The 14,675-nt window shown below is 61.6% G+C and carries 12 protein-coding genes and 1 pseudogene; 9 read left to right on the top strand and 4 right to left on the bottom strand.

Features of this window, described 5'->3' with window-relative positions; genetic code table 11:
* The first annotated feature begins 3 nt into the window (after nucleotides 1-3).
* The 4 genes from AC0L3I_RS09470 (at nucleotide 4) to AC0L3I_RS09455 (ending at nucleotide 4,015) form a co-directional block, all read left to right on the top strand.
* On the top strand, nucleotides 4-927 hold the full coding sequence (locus AC0L3I_RS09470) for a 2-hydroxyacid dehydrogenase (RefSeq protein WP_473526736.1): 924 nt from the start codon (nucleotides 4-6) through the stop codon (nucleotides 925-927).
* Nucleotides 928-941: 14 nt separating this feature from the next.
* Nucleotides 942-1,298: a cupin domain-containing protein gene (locus AC0L3I_RS09465; RefSeq protein WP_292178204.1), complete on the top strand. Its 357-nt coding sequence runs from the start codon at nucleotides 942-944 to the stop codon at nucleotides 1,296-1,298.
* A gap of 177 nt (nucleotides 1,299-1,475) precedes the next feature.
* Nucleotides 1,476-2,519 carry a tartrate dehydrogenase gene (locus AC0L3I_RS09460; RefSeq protein ID WP_473488322.1) on the top strand — a complete coding sequence of 348 codons (1,044 nt, stop codon included), beginning with the start codon at nucleotides 1,476-1,478 and terminating at the stop codon, nucleotides 2,517-2,519.
* 20 nt (nucleotides 2,520-2,539) lie between these two features.
* Nucleotides 2,540-4,015: an NAD-dependent succinate-semialdehyde dehydrogenase gene (locus AC0L3I_RS09455; RefSeq protein ID WP_473488321.1), complete on the top strand. Its 1,476-nt coding sequence runs from the start codon at nucleotides 2,540-2,542 to the stop codon at nucleotides 4,013-4,015.
* Between the two features lie 109 nt (nucleotides 4,016-4,124).
* On the opposite strand, the gene AC0L3I_RS09450 is transcribed toward AC0L3I_RS09455, so the two are convergent.
* Complete coding sequence (locus AC0L3I_RS09450; RefSeq protein WP_287174371.1) at nucleotides 4,125-4,814, bottom strand: haloacid dehalogenase type II; 690 nt, start codon at nucleotides 4,812-4,814, stop codon at nucleotides 4,125-4,127.
* Between the two features lie 321 nt (nucleotides 4,815-5,135).
* Here AC0L3I_RS09450 and AC0L3I_RS09445 point away from each other — a divergent pair, with 321 nt between their 5' ends.
* Complete coding sequence (locus tag AC0L3I_RS09445; RefSeq protein WP_473526735.1) at nucleotides 5,136-5,978, top strand: GNAT family N-acetyltransferase; 843 nt, start codon at nucleotides 5,136-5,138, stop codon at nucleotides 5,976-5,978.
* A 13-nt stretch (nucleotides 5,979-5,991) separates the two neighbouring features.
* Complete coding sequence (locus tag AC0L3I_RS09440; protein WP_473526734.1) at nucleotides 5,992-7,368, top strand: aminotransferase class III-fold pyridoxal phosphate-dependent enzyme; 1,377 nt, start codon at nucleotides 5,992-5,994, stop codon at nucleotides 7,366-7,368.
* 40 nt (nucleotides 7,369-7,408) lie between these two features.
* Here the strand turns inward: AC0L3I_RS09440 and AC0L3I_RS09435 are convergent, their stop codons facing one another.
* From AC0L3I_RS09435 to AC0L3I_RS09425, 3 genes and pseudogenes are all read right to left on the bottom strand, one after another.
* Complete coding sequence (locus AC0L3I_RS09435; protein WP_123145906.1) at nucleotides 7,409-7,885, bottom strand: Lrp/AsnC family transcriptional regulator; 477 nt, start codon at nucleotides 7,883-7,885, stop codon at nucleotides 7,409-7,411.
* A 10-nt stretch (nucleotides 7,886-7,895) separates the two neighbouring features.
* Nucleotides 7,896-8,969: a tartrate dehydrogenase gene (locus AC0L3I_RS09430; RefSeq protein WP_473526733.1), complete on the bottom strand. Its 1,074-nt coding sequence runs from the start codon at nucleotides 8,967-8,969 to the stop codon at nucleotides 7,896-7,898.
* 86 nt (nucleotides 8,970-9,055) lie between these two features.
* Nucleotides 9,056-10,371 (bottom strand): annotated as a pseudogene (locus AC0L3I_RS09425) (NAD(P)/FAD-dependent oxidoreductase).
* Between the two features lie 162 nt (nucleotides 10,372-10,533).
* Between AC0L3I_RS09425 and AC0L3I_RS09420 the strand changes: the two are divergent.
* The 3 genes from AC0L3I_RS09420 (at nucleotide 10,534) to AC0L3I_RS09410 (ending at nucleotide 14,526) form a co-directional block, all read left to right on the top strand.
* Nucleotides 10,534-10,722 carry a hypothetical protein gene (locus AC0L3I_RS09420; protein WP_473526732.1) on the top strand — a complete coding sequence of 63 codons (189 nt, stop codon included), beginning with the start codon at nucleotides 10,534-10,536 and terminating at the stop codon, nucleotides 10,720-10,722.
* Nucleotides 10,723-11,152: 430 nt separating this feature from the next.
* Nucleotides 11,153-12,817, top strand: a complete 1,665-nt coding sequence (locus AC0L3I_RS09415) for an ABC transporter ATP-binding protein (RefSeq protein WP_473526731.1) — start codon at nucleotides 11,153-11,155, stop codon at nucleotides 12,815-12,817.
* 38 nt (nucleotides 12,818-12,855) lie between these two features.
* Nucleotides 12,856-14,526: a peptide ABC transporter substrate-binding protein gene (locus AC0L3I_RS09410; RefSeq protein WP_473526730.1), complete on the top strand. Its 1,671-nt coding sequence runs from the start codon at nucleotides 12,856-12,858 to the stop codon at nucleotides 14,524-14,526.
* The last annotated feature ends 149 nt before the right edge of the window (nucleotides 14,527-14,675 follow it).

Here is a 14,675-nt window from a genome sequence, read left to right as displayed (position 1 = left end):
TCCATGGCATTTCTTTTCAATTCCGATGCGGCGCGTGCTGCGGTGTTCCGCGAGATCTTCGCGCGCGAACTCCCGGATCTGGAATTCTTCCATTCCGGCGAGGAGATGGAGCCGGAGAATGTGCGCTATCTCATCACCTGGACAGTGCCGGACGAGATCTCGCGCTACCGCAATCTGGAAGTGCTATTTTCCATCGGAGCGGGCGTCGACCAGTTCAATCAGGACGTGGTGCCAAGCCATGTGAAGCTTGTGCGCATGGTCGAGGATGGCATCATACGCATGATGCAGGAATACGTCGCGCTTGGCGTGTTGGCGCTCCACCGGGAGATGCCCGCCTATCTCGAGCAGCAGAAAAGGTGCCTCTGGCAACCGATTGCCGCTCGGCAGGCGGCCGAACGCCGGGTCGGTTTTCTTGGTCTTGGCATGCTGGCGCAGGCGGCAATCGAGCGCCTGAAGCCGTTCCAGTTTCCGCTAGCCGGATGGAGCCGCCGCGAAAAGCGGATAGAGGGCGTTGCCTGTTTTCACGGCGCCGATCAGTTGCCCCACTTTCTAAAGCAGACGGACATTCTCGTCTGTCTGCTACCGCTGACACAGGAAACGAGCGGCATTCTCAATGGCGGGCTCTTCTCCTTGCTACCAGCCGGGGCGCAGCTGCTGCATGTCGGCAGGGGTCCGCAACTCGACCAGGCCGCGCTGATCGACGCGCTCGACACCGGTCACCTAACTGCGGCGATGCTTGATGTCACTGATCCAGAACCGCTCCCGGAAGACCATCCGCTGTGGTCGCATTCGAAGGTGATGATAACGCCGCACATTGCCTCGGTGACACAATCGCATACGGCGGCGCAATCCGCCGTGGACAACATCCGGCGCCACCGCGCCGGCAACGAACTGATCGGCCTCGTCGATCGAACGCTCGGCTACTAACCAGGAAACCTCACATGTCACTGCTGACCACGATTGACACAAATCCCGCCTTCACGCCGAAGGAGGCATTGCCGCTGCCGGAGCGGCTCATTTCTGGCACTCCATCCTTCAAGACCTGGGCGCAGGATGCCTCGAAAGGTGAGAAGGTTCTGACCGGCGTCTGGGAGGCGACCCCCGGCGAGACGCATTCGATCAAGGGCACTACCTACGAGTTCTGCCACATCATTTCGGGTGTGATCGAAATCGAGGAGAAGGCGGGCGAGACGAAGACCTACCGCGCCGGCGACAGTTTCGTGATGAAGCCCGGTTTCGTCGGCGTCTGGCGTACGATCGAGACCGTGCGCAAGATCTACGTCTGCGTTTATGACTGAGTTCAATGCCCAAGGTCCGGCCGAATAGCGCGCGCGGCGGTTCCAGAACAATCGACTTTCCAAGTTCCGCCTGACGCGATTCAACGCCGTCGGGCGGCTCATCCTCGACGGAAAATGCGGCGCGCGGTCCATTATTGTTCCGATGAAACGCTAGTGCCGGATGAGGACCTCCATCAAATGACGACCTATAAAATAGCGCTCATCCCCGGCGACGGCATCGGCAAAGACGTGACTGGGGCGGCATGGCAGGTGCTGCAGGCGGCGGCAAAACGGGGCGGTTTCGCCCTTGATGGCACAAGCTTCCCATGGTCGTGCGCCTATTACCTGGAAACCGGCGCAATGATGCCGCCAGACGGCATCGAGATACTGCGGAAATTCGATGCGATCTATCTCGGTGCTGTGGGGTGGCCCGCCGAAGTGCCCGACTCAGTATCGCTTCACGGACTGCTCCTGCCGATCCGGAAAGGGTTCACGCAGTACGCCAACATACGACCGCACAGGCTGTTGCCGGGCGTTCAGGGGCCCCTCCGATCCGATGGTTTCGACATCCTGTGCGTACGCGAGAATACGGAAGGCGAATATTCCGGTGCCGGCGGGCGCGTTCATTCCGGCACAGCCAATGAGGTCGCGATTGAGACAGCAATCTTCACGCGTGCGGGTGTCGAACGGATCATGCGTTTCGGTTTCGAACAGGCGCGGGCGCGCCGCAAGAAGCTCGCATCTGTGACCAAATCCAACGCGCAGAAACATTCCATGGTTTTCTGGGATGAGGTGACGCGCGAGATAGCGAAGGACTATCCCGATGTGGAGGTCTCGCACTACCACATCGACGCCATGGCTGCCCGCATGGTGCTGGCGCCTGACAGCCTCGACGTAATCGTCGCCTCGAACCTGTTTGGCGACATCCTCACCGATATCGGAGCGGCCATCCAGGGCGGGCTGGGTTATGCCGCCTCTGCCAATATCAATCCCGATCGCAGCGCACCTTCCATGTTCGAGCCTGTCCATGGTTCGGCACCCGATATCGCGCATCTCGGCGTCGCCAATCCGATCGCCGCGGTCTGGTCCGGTGCGATGATGCTGGAGCATCTGGGCGAGCGGCATGCTGCGGCCGAAGTGATGTCGGCGATCGAGTCCGTAACCGCGCAGGGCATAGGCACGATCGCAGGCAAGGACCGGACTGAAACAATCACGCGAGCCGTGCTTGCGGCATTGAGCTGAAAGGGCAGAGGAAAAAGACCATGAATGCGATCACGAAGATTGGCACCTTTAACGATACCGACCTGTTCCGCCAGCAGGCGTTGATTGGCGGTGTGTGGCGGGACGCGGACACAAAGGCCGTCGCCGAGGTCACCAACCCTGCCAGCCTGAATGTTCTCGGCACCGTTCCCGACATGGGGGGCGACGAGACCAGGGCCGCGATCGGCGCTGCGGCCGAGGCGTTCAGGAGTTGGAAGAAGAAGACTCATGCCGAGCGCGGGGGACTGCTGGAACGCTGGCACGACCTCATTCGCCGGCATGAACAGGATTTGGCGCTTCTGCTGACTCTGGAACAGGGTAAGCCGCTTGCCGAGGCGCTCGCGGAGATCCGCTACGGCGCGTCGTTCGTGAAATGGTTTGCGGAGGAGGCGCGCCGGATCGGTGGCTCGACCATTCCGTCACCCACTGCCGATCGCCGCATTCTGGTTCTCAAGGAAGCAGTCGGCGTCTGCGCCGTCATCACCCCGTGGAATTTTCCGAATGCGATGATCACGCGCAAGGTGGCGCCCGCACTTGCCGCCGGCTGCACGGTGGTGATCAAGCCGTCGGAGTTCACACCCTTTTCGGCGCTCGCGCTCGGCGTCCTGGCGGAGCGGGCGGGCATCCCGGCAGGCGTTATCAACATCGTAACCGGCATGCCGGCGGAGATCGGCAAAGAGCTGATGGCCAACGAAACGGTGCGCAAGATCTCCTTCACAGGTTCAACCCGCGTCGGCGCGCTTCTGATGAAGGGCGCCGCCGACGGCATCAAAAGGCTCAGCCTCGAGCTCGGCGGGAACGCGCCTTTCATCGTCTTCGATGACGCAGATCTCGATCTCGCCCTCGAAGGGGCGGTAAACTCCAAATTTCGCAATGGCGGCCAAACTTGCGTCTGTGCCAACCGCATTCTCGTGCAGGCCGGCATCTATGAGGCGTTTGCTGCCAAGCTCGCCAGCCGAGTTGCAGAGATGAAGGTTGGCGCCGGTACAGAGGAGGGCGTCGTCATCGGGCCGATGATCAATGGGGCCGCCATCGAGAAGATCGAGCGGCATGTCGCCGATGCTTTGGAGAAAGGCGCCCGGATAATTGCCCGGAGCGAAGCAGTGCCGGAAGGCAAGCAATACGCCCGGCCTATTCTGCTCGGCGACGCCACGACCGAAATGCTGCTGGCGTCGGAAGAGACGTTCGGGCCCGTTGCGCCGTTGTTCCGTTTTGAAACCGAGGAGGAAGCCATCGCGATCGCCAATGGAACACCCTTCGGCCTTGCCGCCTATTTCTACACGGAAAACCTCAAACGATCGTGGCGTGTGGCCGAGGCGCTGGAGTTCGGTATGGTCGGGCTCAACACCGGCCTGATCTCGACAGAGGTCGCTCCGTTCGGCGGTGTGAAGCAGTCGGGGCTGGGGCGCGAAGGATCGCAGCTGGGGATTGAGGAATATCTGGAGGTCAAGACGCTTCACGTCGGCGGGTTGAATTAGAGGCCTTTTCGAATCTCAAGAGCGAGACAAGCAATGAGAAAGGGGCGGCCGAACCGCCCCTTTCTCATTCGATACTTCGGATGCCGCGATGGCCGGAGGCCCGCCAGCCTCAAGCAACTTCCCGAACGGGCTCCAGTCCGACGGCGGCGGCCAGTCCTCCGATATCCTTGATCTCGGTGTATTCGTAGAAGGGGTTCGCGGGCTCGTGGCCGCGATTCACCCAGACCTTGCTCTTGATACCGAGATCATAGGCGGTCATGAGATCGTAGCGGAATGAGGACGACACATGAGTAATGTCCTCAGGGCCGCAGCCGAGCTTGTCGAGCATGTATTCAAAGCCCTTCATCAGCGGCTTATAGGCGCCAACCTCTTCGGCGGTGATGACGGTGTGAAAGGGCGCGCCGAGCTTTTCCACATTCGACATGATCAGGCTGTTCATGGAGTTGGACAGGATCACCAGTGGGATTTCCTTGGCCACTCTGGACAGGCCAGCCGGGACGTCGGGGTGCGGACCCCAGGTTGGCACTTCGTCATAGATGCGTTGGGCATCTTCGGGTTTGAACTGGATACCGATGCGCTTGCAGCTGCGTTCGATGGAATTCTGCACCACCTCGAGGAAGGGTTTCCATGGCCCCAGCACCTCGTCAAGGCGATAGCCTCTAAAAGCCTCCACGAAGCTGGCCATTGCCTCTGGGGAGAGGCGCTCGCCGTAGACGCGCCGCGCCGCACCGGCCATATCGAAATTGGTGAGCGTGCCGTAGCAGTCGAAGGTGATATATTTCGGTCTGAACGTCGACATGGCGACCATCCTCCTAGTTTTCTCGGCACAGCGTGCCTGTACCACGATCACCATAGTCGGAGATCTGGAAGACTAACGGCCGCATTCGCTGCGACCTGAAGCAGATCGTTTCGTATTGCATCGCCGGTTTGGCAGAGAGTTGCGCCACGTGTCCTTTCGAGCTTTGGGAGCAGCGCGGCCTGTCGGCCATGCTTCGGCAGAAGATGCGGCGCGAGCGGCGAAGGATAGTGAAAACGCGTCGCGCATGGCTGCCGGTCGGGAGGAACTGCTGTCTTTGGTGGTCTACCGTTAGCACCTGAAGACGAAGGCCGGAAATTCATCATGACCACACAACAGATCATCCTTGAAGAGATGACACCGGGGCACCTGGAAGGTGCTGTCGAGTTGTCTCGCCAAGTTAGATGGCCGCATCGCCGCGAGGATTGGGAGCTGGTCCAGTCGGTCAGCCGGGGGATCGTCGCTCTGGAAGAAGAACGCGTGGTGGCGACCATCATGATGACCCCCTACGGCGACGATGCCGCCGCCATCAACATGGTGATCGTCGATGCGGCCATGCGCGGCCGCGGGCTCGGCCGAAAGATGATGGAAGAGGCGCTTGCCAAGGCGGGTGAGCGCAGCTGTTGCCTGGCGGCGACACGGGAAGGCCTGCCGCTCTATGAGAAGCTGGGCTTCGTCACGACTGGCGAGATCGTACAGCATCAGGGCGAGGCATTGCCTGTTTCCGCGCCGGCCCGTGTATCCGGGGCAGAGAGCGGCGATCTTGCCCGCCTCGGGGTGCTGGATCGCGAGGCAAGTGGCCATGACCGTTCGGCGCTGATGAAGCTGCTTCGCGAGCGCGCGAAGTTCGCCGTCATTCGCGATGAAGGCGATACTCAGGCCTTTTCCGCCATCCGGCCATTCGGCCGGGGGCTGGTCATTGGGCCGGTGGTGGCGAGAAACGGTACCGAGGCCAAAGCCCTGATCGACTTTCTGCTCGCCCATCATCAGGGCCAGTTCGTCCGTGTCGATACCGACGTTTCAACGGATCTTGCTGAATGGCTCACCGGGCGCGGGCTCGCGCACGTCGGCGGTGGGATCACGATGCGACGCTCCATGGCCACGCACAAAGAAAGCAAGCCCGCGCATCACCGCACATATGCGTTGGTCAGTCAGGCACTCGGTTAAATCGGAGGAAGAAATGTTGGCAAACTCACTGATCGAACTCGATCGCGCGCATCTGGTTCACCCGTTTTCATGCTATCGGAGCCACGAGGAAGCCGGTGTGCGGGTGCTCAAATCCGCCAAGGGCGCAAGGGTGACCGATGCAAGCGGGAAAACGCTGCTGGACGGATTCGCTGGTCTATGGTGTGTAAACATCGGATACGGGCAGGAAAGCGTCGTTGAGGCAGCCGCCAAGCAGCTAAGAGAGCTTCCCTATGCGACAGGATATTTCCGGCTGGGGTCCGAGCCTGCCATTCGTCTTGCTGCCAGACTTGCCGAACTGGCGCCCGGCGATCTGAACCATGTCTATTTCACGCTGGGCGGTTCCGACGCAGTCGACAGCACGATCCGCTTCATCCGCTACTACTACCATGCCAAGGGTACGCCGCAAAAGGACCAGTTCATCTCGGTCGAGTATGGCTACCACGGATCCTCGACGGCGGGGTCCGGTCTGACCGCGATCCCCGCTTTCCATGCGGGCTTCGGCGTGCCTTACGACTGGCAGCACAAGATTCCATCGCACTACGCCTATCGCAATCCGGTCGGCTCCGATCCGCAGACGATTATCGACGCATCGGTCGCGGCCCTGCGCGCCAAGATCGCGGAACTCGGCGCGGACCGCGTTGCGGCCTTCTACGCCGAACCCATTCAGGGTTCGGGCGGTGTCCTCGTTCCACCGACAGGCTGGCTGAAGGCCCTGCACGCCGTGTGCAAGGAACACGACATTCTGTTCGTTGCCGACGAAGTCATCACTGCCTTTGGCCGCACCGGTCCGCTCTTCGCCTGTGAAGAGGACGATGTGGTGCCGGATTTCATAACCACGGCGAAGGGACTGACCTCGGGCTACGTGCCGATGGGCGCAGTCTTCATGTCGGACCATGTCTACAATACGATCGCGGACGGAGCCGGCAAAGCGCCTGTCGGCCATGGCTACACCTATTCAGCCCATCCTGTGAGCGCGGCGGTGGGGCTGGAATGCCTGCGTCTCTACGAAGAGGGTTTGCTCGAGAACGGGCGGAAGGCCGGGAAGCGCTTGATGGAAGGCCTTCGCTCGCTCGCCGACCACCCGCTGGTTGGCGATATTCGCGGTCGCGGCATGCTGGCCGCGGTCGAGTTGGTCACTGACAAGGAGCGCAAGACGCCGCTGCCGGCGGCAGCCGATCCGGGTCGCCGTATTTTCGACCGCGCATGGGCGAACGGCCTCATCATCCGCGCCTTCAACAGCGGCATCCTGGGCTATGCGCCGCCGCTGTGCTGCACGGAGGACGATATCGATGGAATCCTCGAACGCACGCGGATGACGCTGGACCAAACCCTCGAAGACAAGGACGTGCGGGCAGCAATGAAAAGATGATCGTCCAGACTGCCGCCGCATGCGCGGGGCAGCCTCTTCCTCATCTGCCGAATATGGCGTCGAGCGGCAGGTGAGATTTCACGATAGGGGATTTCAGCACGACGAAGCTGAAATATTTGTCGATGCCGATGTCCATTTCGACAAGGCGCTCCATGACCGTCTGGTATTCGGTGATTCCCGCTGTGACAAACTTCACCAGGTAGTCGTAGCCGCCTGAAACAAGATGGCATTCGATGACGGAATCGATCTTCTCGACGGTGGCAAGAAACCGCGCGAAGTCGTTCTGCCGATGGTTCCTGAGCGTGATCTCGGTGAAGACCGTCAACGTCTGCCCGAGCTTGGAGACGTCGATCTGGGCGGAATAACCGGTGATGAAGCCTTCCGCCTGAAGCTTCTTGACCCGCATCAGGCAGGGGCTCGGTGACAGATACACCAGCTCGGCAAGCTCGACGTTGGATATGCGCCCGTTCTTTTGCAGCTCGGAGAGAATTTTGATGTCGATCTTGTCGAGCTTCATCAGGAACCTGTCACACGTTCAAACCGCGGATCGTCCGGCAAACGGCGTCCGTTACTTCCTGCGTGGTCGCGGTGCCACCAACGTCCGGCGTCACCACGCCTTCCCTTGTCACCGATTCCACAGCGCGCATCAGCCGGTCGGCCGCTTCGCTTTCGCCCAGATGGTCGAGCATCTGGGCGGCGGTCCAGAAGGTGGCGACAGGGTTGGCGATACCTTTGCCGGCAATGTCGAACGCCGAGCCGTGGATAGGCTCGAACATCGAGGGATAGCGCCGCTCGGGATCAATATTGGCGGTCGGTGCAACGCCGAGACTGCCCGCGAGCGCGCCTGCAAGGTCCGACAATATGTCGGCGTGAAGATTGGTGGCGACGATCGTATCGAGGCTCCGTGGTTTCAGCGTCATACGCGTCGTCATAGCATCAACCAGCATCTTGTCCCACGTGACATCAGGGAATTCCCGTGCCACCTCGGCGGCGATTTCGTCCCACATTACCATGCCGTGACGCTGCGCGTTGGATTTCGTAACAACTGTCAGGAGCTTTCGCGGCCGTGACTGTGCCAGCCGGAATGCATAGCGCATGATGCGGGTGACGCCGACGCGCGTGAAGATCGCGACCTCGGTTCCGACTTCCTCGGGAAGGCCGCGATGGGCGCGGCCGCCGTGGCCCGAATACTCGCCCTCGGAATTCTCCCGCACGATCACCCAATCTAGATCGCCAGGGCCAACGCCCGCCAGCGGCGAAACAATACCGGGCAATATCCTTGTCGGCCGCACGTTCGCGTATTGATCAAAGCCTTGGCAAATCGGCAGCCGGAGGCCCCAGAGCGTGATGTCGTCGGGCACATCGGGAGCACCGACCGCGCCAAAGAAGATAGCGTCGAAACGCTTCAGTTGCGTCACACCGTCCTCGGGCATCATCCGACCATGGGCCTTGTAGTAGTCTGAGCCCCAGTCGAAGTGCTGGACGCGCAGCTTGAAGTCGCCGCAGCGCTCTTCAAGTGTCTCAAGCGCCTGGAGACCGGCGGCAATGACCTCTGGGCCGATCCCGTCGGCCGGAATGGCGGCAATCTCATATTCGCGCATCGTCACTTCCCCATTGTTTTCAGTGCTGGCCGCCTCGCGGCCTCAATCTCATGTGCGACCGGTTGGACGTTGGCAAATCGGTCTTCTCAGAATTCAGCGACCTTGCCCCACGCAGCGGTCTTCAGACGCTCCGGCCTATAAGGACGCGGATCGACGATCGGCTCGCTGCCGGTGATGATGTCGGCGATCATATGCCCGGCGCCGGGGCCAATCCCGAAGCCGTGGCCGCTGAATCCTGCCGCCAGGATGAAGCCCGGAATCCCATCGATTTCACCGACTGCCGGGATGCCATCGGGCGTGCTGTCGACATAGCCCGCCCAAGCATGAGAAATCGCGGTGCGCTTGAGTTCGGGCAGCAATTCGCAGGCTCTTTGATATGTCAGCCGAATCTGCCTCATGTCAGGTTTGGGGTCGAGAATCCGATTCCGTTCCATTGGTGTCACGTCGTCAAGTACCCATTTCCTCAGGCTTTCATGACCTTGACGCCAGCCCTCGAACGCTCCCGGGGCCAGACTGCGCCAGCGGCGGGCGAACATGGGCACGAACTCGCGGCTGAACCTGAGCTGCTGTGGCGTTGGATCGACTCGCGCCCGCCCGCTGATCGCCAGCGCGTATCCACCGTTGCCGCGCCGCGTCAGCGAGACGCGCGCGGTATGCAGGGCATCCGGCAGGCCTTCTGCGCCCGGCGCTACGGCTGACGCACGGCAGCTTGAGGGAAACGAATACCAAGCTGGTTGCAGAAGGAAGAAGCCCACGCGCCTCCGGCCATGACCACGGTCGTTGTCCGGATGGTTCCCGCTTCTGTAACGACGCCGCTGACCCGGCCGGCGCTCAACTCCAGCCCGCGCGCCGCGCAATTCTGATGTACGGTGCCGCCGGCCGCCATGATGCCGCGCGCGGCAACCGGCACCGCCTTTGATGGATCCGCCGTTCCGTCAGTTGGCGAGAACACGCCGCCTTTCCATTTGCGGCCGGTCGCCTTGCCCCGTTCGGTGGCTTCTTCCGCGCTCAGCACATGCGTCGTCACGCCAACCGTCCTTGCGAAATCGCGCCACTTTGCCCAGCCTGCCAACTCGTTTTCGTCCTGCGAGAGATAGAGCAGGCCGCAGCGGCGAAAGCCGGTGTCTTCGCCAGTCTCCTGCGCCACTTTTTCCCAGAGATCGAGGCTCCTGGTTGCCATCGGCAACTCGCGCGCGTCACGGTTCTGCTGCCGGCACCAGCCCCAGTTGCGGCTGGACTGTTCGGCGGCAACGCGCCCCTTCTCCAGCAGGGCAACGCTGACGCCGCGGCGTGCGAGATAATATGCCGTGAATACGCCTACTACGCCGCCGCCGATGACGACGACGTCCGCCTCGCAAGGCAGGGAAGGGCTGGAATCGATGTGCATGAGCGGCGCGGGCATGGATGGGGACTCCGGTAATTTGAAGCATCCTAACCCTGCCGCCTGCAGAGGCAGGCCGCGAAGTTTGTACCTGGACGGAATATCGTGCGGCCAGCGGCCCCTAGGACAGGCAATTGTTCGGCGAAAAGCTCGCTGTCGCCGGGGCAGGCAGGAGTACACTTCATGCAGTCGCGTCATCCAAGGCATGGCTATTCAGGGCGCGACGCACAGTTGCCGACCCTGATCGGCAGTGCCTTGGCCGACATTGCGATGGGCCGCACGGACACCGATCCGCTCGACCGCATCCTGGCACACGGTGCCGATGCACGCCGGAAGCCCTGGTTCCTGCCCGTCGTACCTATTACCGCATGAAGGATATGGTTGCCTGATCATGTCGCGGACGCCGAACAGCTGCAGAGTGAAATGCCGAACTGGACGTTCTTTTCAGAAGTTCCTGCCGCCCGAGGGCCAAGTTTCGACGACTATGCGGAAACAAAACAGTCAAACTGGCTGAAAGAACGGAGCAACCCTTCCTTATGGCAGGCAAGCTCCAGAGGACTTCCGATAGGCATGCATACGCCTTCGGAGAGTTCTCCAAGAAAAGGGAACAGTGTCCGGTACACGGACCGGATTTCATCAAGGGAGCCGCCAGGATGAGCAGAATCCGTTTCTCGCAGCCTCAGGGCGCGAAGCGCCGAGATGGCCAGACGACGGCCGCTACGGTGAGGCGCTTCTGCTCAAAGGGCGATGATGCGGTCCGCAACAGCGTGGACCCGCTCGGTTGAAAGGGGAGGTGATCTCGATGATCGCAAGCATTCAGGCCGTAGCCCCCCACGATGTGGCGCTTTCGATACGCGACCTCACGGTGAATTTGCCGCAAGGCATGGAACGGACCCATGCCGTCGAGAACATCTCCTTTGATCTGAAGCGCGGCCAGATCCTGTGCATCATCGGCGAATCCGGATCGGGAAAGTCTGTCACAGCCAATGCGATCATGGGGCTTCTGCCCAAGGTGATCCGCGTCTCCTCGGGCGCCATCCAGCTGGATGGGATGAACATCATAGGCCTGTCCCCCGACAAGCTGCGCAGCTTACGCGGCCGGGTTGTCTCGATGATTTTCCAGGATCCGCTCTCGGCACTCAACCCGCTGATGACGGTGGGCGCGCAGATCGACGAAGTCATGGCGGCGCATGGCGTCGGCACTCCGAAATCCCGTCGCGGCCGCGCTGTCGAGTTGCTGACCGAGGTGGGGCTGCCCGACCCCGAACTCATGTATCATCAGTATCCGTTCCGGCTTTCTGGCGGGCAGCGGCAGCGGGTGATGATCGCCATGGCGCTGGCGCTTGAACCCACGATCCTGATCGCGGATGAACCGACGACCGCGCTCGACGTGACCACACAGGCACAGATTCTGGAGCTGATCCGCGACATTCAGCGCCGCAAGGGAATGAGCGTCATGTTCATCACCCACGACTTCGGGGTGGTGGCCGAGATCGCAGACAGTGTCGTCGTGATGGAGAAGGGCCACATCGTCGAACAGGGTAGCGCCCAACAGGTGCTGAAGTCGCCGGGCCATCCCTACACCCGGCGCCTTATCGCGGCCGTCCCGCGCCTGACCGGCGAGGACCGCGTTCCTCTGGAGACGGCCAACAAAGCGCCGATCCTGAAGGTCGAAGGCCTGGTGAAGACCTACCGCAGCGGCAGTTCCCTGTTCGGCTCGCAGCGCGTCGTGCCCGCGGTCAACGAGGTCTCGTTCGATCTGGCGCCCGGGCGCACGCTGGGCGTTGTGGGCGAAAGCGGTTCCGGCAAATCGTCGCTTGGTCGGCTTTTGATCAAGCTGCTGGACAGCGACGGCGGCGGGATTCTGTTCGAGGGCCGCGATATCGCCAAGCTTTCCGAAGCCGAATTCCGCCCGCTGCGGCCGCGGGTTCAGATGATCTTCCAGGATCCCTTCGCCTCGCTCAACCCGCGATCGACGATCGGCCACATCCTGACCGTTGGCCCAGTCGCGCACGGAACGCCCTATGCCCAGGCGCGTGATGAGGCGAAGGCGCTCCTGGCTCATGTCGGACTCGATGCCGGCACCTTTGGTCGCTTTCCGCATGAATTTTCCGGTGGGCAGCGCCAGCGCATAGGCATCGCTCGGGCGCTGATGTTCAAACCGAAGCTGCTGATCGCCGACGAAGCTGTGTCGGCGCTCGACGTGTCGATCCAGGCCCAGATCCTACAGTTGCTGGACCAGATCCAGCGGGAGACCGGCGTTTCGATGATCTTCATCACCCACGATCTGCGCGTCGCCAGCCAGATCTGCGACGAAATCGCGGTGATGCAGAAAGGGCGGATCGTGGAACGCGGACCGCCCTCGCAAATCTTCCTCGACCCGCAATCAGCCTACACGCGTGAGCTGGTGGCGGCGATTCCTGGAGAGCAGCCGGGATCTACCCGTCCGGTTGCAGCAAATGGGTAAGAGCCACGGCGGATACCGCCAGAACAAGGGGAATTCCAATGACTGAACGCTCAGACACCAAATCAAACTACTCGCGGCGCGATGCACTGCGATTGATGGCGATAGGCGGGGCAGCAGGCCTCATTGCGCCCAATCTGTTGGGCAAGCCCGCCTTCGCCCAGACCCCGCCAGCGAGCCCAACCGGTCGCGTCGTCGTCGGACTTTCGCAGGAACCCACCGTGTTCAACCCTTTGATGCCGCATATCGAGGTCGACGACGCTGTGCATTTCTCGCTTTTCGATGCGCTCTTCCGCATGGATCCCAAAGGCGTTCTTCAGCCCAATCTTGCGGTCGAAGTGCCAAGCCAGAAAAACGGCGACATTTCAGAGGACGGTCTTAAGTGGCGCATCCGCCTGCGTGACGACGTCCGCTGGCACGACGGCAAGCCCTTCACGGCTGAGGATGTGAAATTCACTCTTGAGCTCATCACCAATCCGCAATTCCGCGCCTGGCGCACGGCCGGCCATTCGCTGGTGCGCGATATCAAGGTGGTCACGCCGACCGAGCTCACCTGGCGGATGGAAGAGGCTTTCGCCCCCTACCTGTCGTTTCTCGCCGAAACCTTCATGGTTCCCAAGCACATCCTCGAAAAAGAGGCCGACCCCAACGCCGCCGCCTTCAATCAGGCGCCTGTCGGCACTGGCGCATTCAAGTGGGCGCAGCGCGTTGCTGGTGATCATATCGAACTCGTCGCGAACGCGGATTATGTCGGGGAGGGCCCCTATTTGGAGCGGCTCGTCTTCAAATACATCCCCGACATGACGGTGCTCTACACCCAGTTCAAGAGCGGCGACATCGATCTTGTCGACCAGGCATTCATAACCGCCGACCACTACGCGGAAGCCAGCAAACTATCGGATCGTGTGGTCAAGCTGGAGCCTGGGGCATCGGTCGAGTCGATCTATCTCAATCTTGAGAAGCCGCAATTCAAGGACCCGGCGGTCCGCCAGGCGCTCTACGCCGCAATCGATAGGAAAGCGATCCTCGAAGCAATTTATTACGGGGTCCACACCCCCACCGAGACGTTCATGCCGCAGAGTTCCTACTACTACAATCCGAACCTGCCGGCCCAGGAGTTCAACCTCGAGCGCGCGGGCCAGATCCTCGACGAGGCCGGCTGGGTACCCGGAGCCGATGGAATACGGGTGAAGGACGGGGTGCGTCTGTCGTTCGCCAACTCCACCACCTCCGGCAACCACCTGCGCGAGCAGACGCAGCAGTTCCTGCAGCAGACATTCGCCGAGATCGGGGTGGAGATGACCATCTCGAACCTGCCGGCCGCCGTCATGTGGGGCGATTTCTGGCTCAAATCGCAGTTCGAGTCAGCCATCTCCGGTGTAACCAATGTCATCGCGGGCGACCCCGACGTTTTCAACCGCCTGCACACCAAGGCGATCGTCGCGAAGGGCGGAAAGGGCTCGAACACAGGCCAATACTCCAACCCGGAGGTCGATGCGCTGCTCGAGAAGGGCGCCCGCACCTTCGATCGGGAACAGCGTCGCGCCATTTATCTGCGTGTGCAGGAAATCGTCCGTCAGGATCTGCCGTTCCTGCCTCTGTTTGCCTCCACCAACGTGTTCGGCCGCAAGGAAGGACTGGAGGGTTTCGAGCCAAATTCCAACACCCGCGTCGCATCCTGGCATGCCGCCGGATGGTATTGGAAGGGCTGATATACATACGCCGCGGGCCCCCCCCCGGGGGGGGGCGGGGGGGGGGGGGGGGGGGTAATGGGGGGGGGGGGTATGGGGGGGGGGGGGGGAAACCCCGCGAAAACAAGCCCCAGAAGGGGCGGGAGGGGGAGGGGGGAGGGGGGGGGCGG

This window comes from Mesorhizobium sp. WSM4840 (genome assembly GCF_055811755.1).
Note: the sequence above shows the minus strand (reverse complement) of the source record. Positions and strands in the feature narration are given on the sequence as shown.